The organism is Bacillus sp. JJ1764 (assembly GCF_036962145.1).
Taxonomy (GTDB): domain Bacteria; phylum Bacillota; class Bacilli; order Bacillales; family Cytobacillaceae; genus Neobacillus.
Genome location: NZ_JBALNY010000067.1, coordinates 13,962 through 18,686, shown reverse-complemented (window position 1 = coordinate 18,686; position 4,725 = coordinate 13,962). Strand labels below are relative to the sequence as shown.

The following is a 4,725-nucleotide window of genomic DNA, read 5'->3' as shown; positions in this document are numbered from 1 at the left end:
TAATTGGAATAACACCGGCAATCACCCCAACTGGTTCAGCCATTTCCACCATGCCTTCATTTTCGTTTTCACTAATCACGCCCACGGTTTTCATATCTCGGATATTGTTGTAAATCATTTCTGTTGCAAACATATTCTTAAACACTTTATCTTCATACACACCGCGTTGTGTTTCCTGCACTGCTAATTTCGCCAAATATTTATGATGCTCAAGAGCAGTTACAGCCATACTTTTAACAATTTCATCCACCATTTCTTGGTTGTAGCAGCGGAATTCTTCGAGAGCTCTTGCAGCATTATTGGCTAAAACATCAATCATTGCCAAAACTTGTTGTTTCTCCTGAACAACTTTTTCTTTTATAGCCATTTCGATCCCTCCATCGATATTGTTGATTTCATGAACAAGTTTTTCCCTTTGTTGATTCTCTGGATTCAATATATCATGGTAGATCTCAGGGTTTTTGTCGAATTTTGCGAAAAAATGAATGAATAGCCATTCATTTTTAAAGAATTCACAAAATGTTCAAAATTCAATAAAAAAAGCCCCTGACCCATTAATAAAATGGTCAGAGGCTACTTCTATCAACCTGTATTTCGTAAGCCTGCGGAGATACCACTAATAGTTAGCAATACCTCTGTTAACAGCTCTTCATTTAATTCTTCGCAGCTTCGGAGTTCTTTAATTAATTCTACTTGCAAGAAATTCAACGGGTCGACATAAGGATTTCTTCTAAATACCGAATCCTTGATGTTTGGAGTATGGTCAAGTAATTCTTTGTCCTCGGTAATTTCTAGGAGGATGGCTTTTGTTCGTTCAAATTCCTCAAAAATATTAGTGAAAATTCGATTAGCAATTGTTTGATCGTTAACCAGCGTCACATATTCCTTCGCAGTCGTAATATCCGCCTTCATTAATGCCATCTGTAAATTATCAATGATAGATTGGAAAAACGGCCACTTTTCATACATTTGCTGTAGAATCTTTAAGTTTTCTTTGCTTTTATGCGCAAAAGTTTTTAATCCAGTTCCGGCAGCATACCAAGCTGGTATTAACTGACGGCTTTGTGTCCAGGCGAACACCCAAGGAATGGCCCGCAAATCTTCAAATCTCCCTTGACTTTTCCGGCTCATTGGTCTTGAGCCAATGTTAAGGGCTCCCAATTCTTTTAATGGAGTAGCTTCGTGGAAATAGGTTAAAAAATCAGGATCCTGGAAAACCAAAGACTGATATTTCTCTAATGAAGCACCCGAAATTTCCTCAATTGCCTCTTCCCAAGCCGGCTCTCTTAGCTGCCCATGTGGACCTTCCATTGAAACATGCGCTGCAGCCAAAATAAGTGTAGAAGTTGCCTGTTCTAAGCTCCGATAAGCAATATCCTCAAGCAGATACCTCGCGGATAGGACTTCACCTTGCTCCGTAATTTTAACTCCATCCCCAATCGTTTCTACTGGCTGTGATAGAATACTTCTATTAAGTGAACCGCCACCTCGACCTAAAGAACCTCCGCGGCCATGGAAAAATTTTAAGCCCAATTGATATTTTTTCGCCATATTGTGAATATCAATTTGCGCTTTATATAATTTCCAGTTTGCTGTTAATGTTCCACCATCTTTGCTTCCATCTGAATACCCTAGCATTATTTCCTGTTGGTCTCCTAAGATTTCCAAATGCTTTCGATAAACAGGCATTTGAAAAAGTGTTTCCATTATATTAGGACCTGCTGATAAATCATCAATCGTTTCTAAGAGCGGTGCAACATGTAAATGGCTTTCCAATGTACCATCAGCGTGGAGTCGGTATAATCCTGCTTCCTTAGCTAAGACAAGAACCTCTAATAAATCACTTGGAGATTTTGTCATACTTACAAGATAAACGGTAATGGACCGTTTTCCAAATTCATCATGAGCTCTTTTAATCATATTAAACACTTTAATCATTTCTTGTGTTTCAGGGGAATAGTCCTCATTTAATAAGAGCAGAGGCCGAGGATCTTTAAGAATATTTTGTAAAATCTGCAGCTTTTCCTCTTCTGTCAGAGCCGCATAGTTTTCAGAAAGGCGCACCTTTCTAAGAATTTCTGTTATGGCTGCCTCATGTTCGCCACTGTGATTGCGAATGTCGAGTGTGGCTAAATGAAACCCGAATAGTTGTACCTGTCGAATTAGTTTTTGAATGATTTTTAATTCATGTGCTGCTGGATGATGACGTTTCAAACTCTGTTTGATTATTTTTAAGTCTGTCAACAGCTCTTCGGAGGACTGGTAGCCTTTTTCAGATTCCCCAACTTGAAGAACCCGCTGAATAATAATGGCAAAGGCACGGCGGTAGACTTCAGATTGAATCGGCCACTTTTTATCCTCGGATAAGTAAAGATCCTCGTTTTCATGTAAAAAAGCAAGCAGTTCATTACTAACTTCTACCCTTGTAGAAGAGTGACTGTATCTTTTCATCAGGTCAACTAATCCCTTTTTATATTTCTTTAAGACTAATCTTCGTTGACGAGTTAAAGTTTCCCAAGTTATATCGTGTGTTACATTTGGGTTCCCATCACGGTCCCCGCCAATCCAAGAGCCGAAACGAAGTAAATTAGGAATATTCCATGACTGGTTTGGATAGTATTTTTCCAAACAATCAGCTACCTCTTGATGGATTTCAGGTAAAACATCGAACAAGGTTTGATCGAAATAGTAAAGACCATTACGGACCTCGTCCATGACCGTCGGCTTATTCTCCCGTAATTCATCCGTTTGCCATAAAATAGATATTTCGTTAAATAAACTTTCTTCTAGTTTCTTTTGTTCTCTATTTGATAAAAGTGGATGATCCAGTTTATTTAAAATATCAGCGATTCTTTGTTGAATTTCCAATATGGACCGTTTAGTTGCCTCAGTAGGATGGGCCGTTATGATCAGTTCTAAAGATATTGTGTTCAATACTTCTTGGATCATGGGTTCGTCAACTTTATTTTCTCTTAATGCTAATATGGCACTTTCAATGGACCCAGGCTGGACCATTTTATCCTCCTGAAGCTGATATTGTCTGCGGCGGCGGATCCGATGATTCTGTTCTGCAGCGTTAATTAAATGGAAATAGATTGAAAAAGCTCGTACTACTTGTTTTCGCATAGGTGGATCCAATGTTTCAATCTCTTCCTTTAGTGCTTTATATACTTTTTGGTCAAAATGAGTTCTTAATGTTTTACACATAAGTCGAATTTTTTCGACTTTTTCAAAAAGCTCCTGACCACCATAATCAACTAGAATTTCACCCAGCATATTACCGAGTAATTTGACATCCCTACGTAATGGAAGACTGCTGTCATTCATGTTTATTTCTGCTGCCATCTTTTCACCTTCCCTCAACTAGATCAATTTTTAAAATTTAAATATTAATATATCATATCCTAAAGAAATGTGGAAAAAATTTATTCTTAATTTTTCAAAAATAAAAACCCGCTTGGCACGGGTTTTAGTTTTTATGAGGTTTTGTCAAATTCTAATACATAGGTTTTGCGATCAGAGTTATCATATTTTACTACTACTGAGATGATGGTTTTGTTGTCAGCATCCAATGGAATAGTTCTTGATGTTCCTCCTTCAATTGTAATAGATGACCCACTATTTTGTGCTGTAGGTTTTATGGTAACGGTATTCACGTCACTAGATACAGCAATGTGATAGGTAAATTCATCTGATTCAAAATCACTATCCCATGTACCTGTTGACACGGTTAAGGCTGAAAGTGTCGCCTTGGTCGTAGTAGCAGTTTGTTGGATCCCAGTTGTCTGCATATAAGTACCACTGCTAGTTTTCGTTTGTCCTGATTTCTGTTGGCCTGATGCTGTTTCCATGTCAGTTGGCTTTGGTGCTGAACCCGTTAGCGGAGTTGATGGGTCTGTTGGTTTTGTGACAACTGCTTCCTTTTCCCTTGTAATATGCAACGTATAAGTTATACTGTCACCATTTTCGGCTGTTACCACAATATTTACTTCAGTTGCCCCAACCGGGATTTTTACTTCAACACCTTTTGCAGTTGCTGGAGAATGATTTACTGTTACTTTTGCCGTGTTTACAGCTGCTGAAGGGATGACAGTGAGTGCTGAAATTTCATTCTTTACTTGAACCTTATAATCGGTAACCGTTGGTGAGAAAACGGGTGACAGCTCACCAGTTGAAAGCTTTAGGTTTTGCAGGAGATTATGATGATCTAGTTTTCTGGTTACAGTTAATGTGTATATGGTTGTATTGCTGCCGTTTTTCACCTTTATTAGGAAATTATTCTCACCGCTTTGAAGTTCAAGCTTTACTGATTTCCCGTTTGATACAGATTTTTCATTAATGGAAATCTGTGATGTTTCAGTTTCACTTTTTGCGGTTAATTGAATGGATTGGACTTCATTGTCTACAGTTGCTGTATATTTTTTCAATTCTGGGGTGAAGGTCTGATCCAATTTAATTCCGTCTATTTCTAAACTAGTTAACATGGCGGCTTCTTCATTCGTTTGCCCTTGGCTTGTACGTTCGCCCTCAGCAAATACAGTTGGAATATTAGAAATAGATCCAAAACTCACGATAGAAGCAGCTAAGATGAGCTTTAACCCTTTTTGGGGCACTTTAATTAACATGGTTAATCCTCCTGTCTACAACCAATTGAATGATCATTTTGGACTAACTATATCAACCAAAGCTTAAGTTTATCTTAATTTTATGGCTCTGTTAAACTTG

2 protein-coding genes and 1 pseudogene are annotated in these 4,725 nt (G+C 38.0%); all 3 read right to left on the bottom strand.

Annotated features, from left to right (window positions below):
- A pseudogene (locus V7083_RS11400) lies at positions 1-367 on the bottom strand (bifunctional acetaldehyde-CoA/alcohol dehydrogenase); the annotation flags it as partial.
- A 215-nt stretch (positions 368-582) separates the two neighbouring features.
- Entirely contained in the window at positions 583-3,345 is a 2,763-nt protein-coding gene (gene ppc, locus V7083_RS11395; RefSeq protein WP_335477756.1) for a phosphoenolpyruvate carboxylase, read from the bottom strand.
- A gap of 131 nt (positions 3,346-3,476) precedes the next feature.
- Entirely contained in the window at positions 3,477-4,625 is a 1,149-nt protein-coding gene (locus V7083_RS11390) for a cadherin-like beta sandwich domain-containing protein (RefSeq protein WP_335477755.1), read from the bottom strand.
- Positions 4,626-4,725 lie beyond the last annotated feature (100 nt).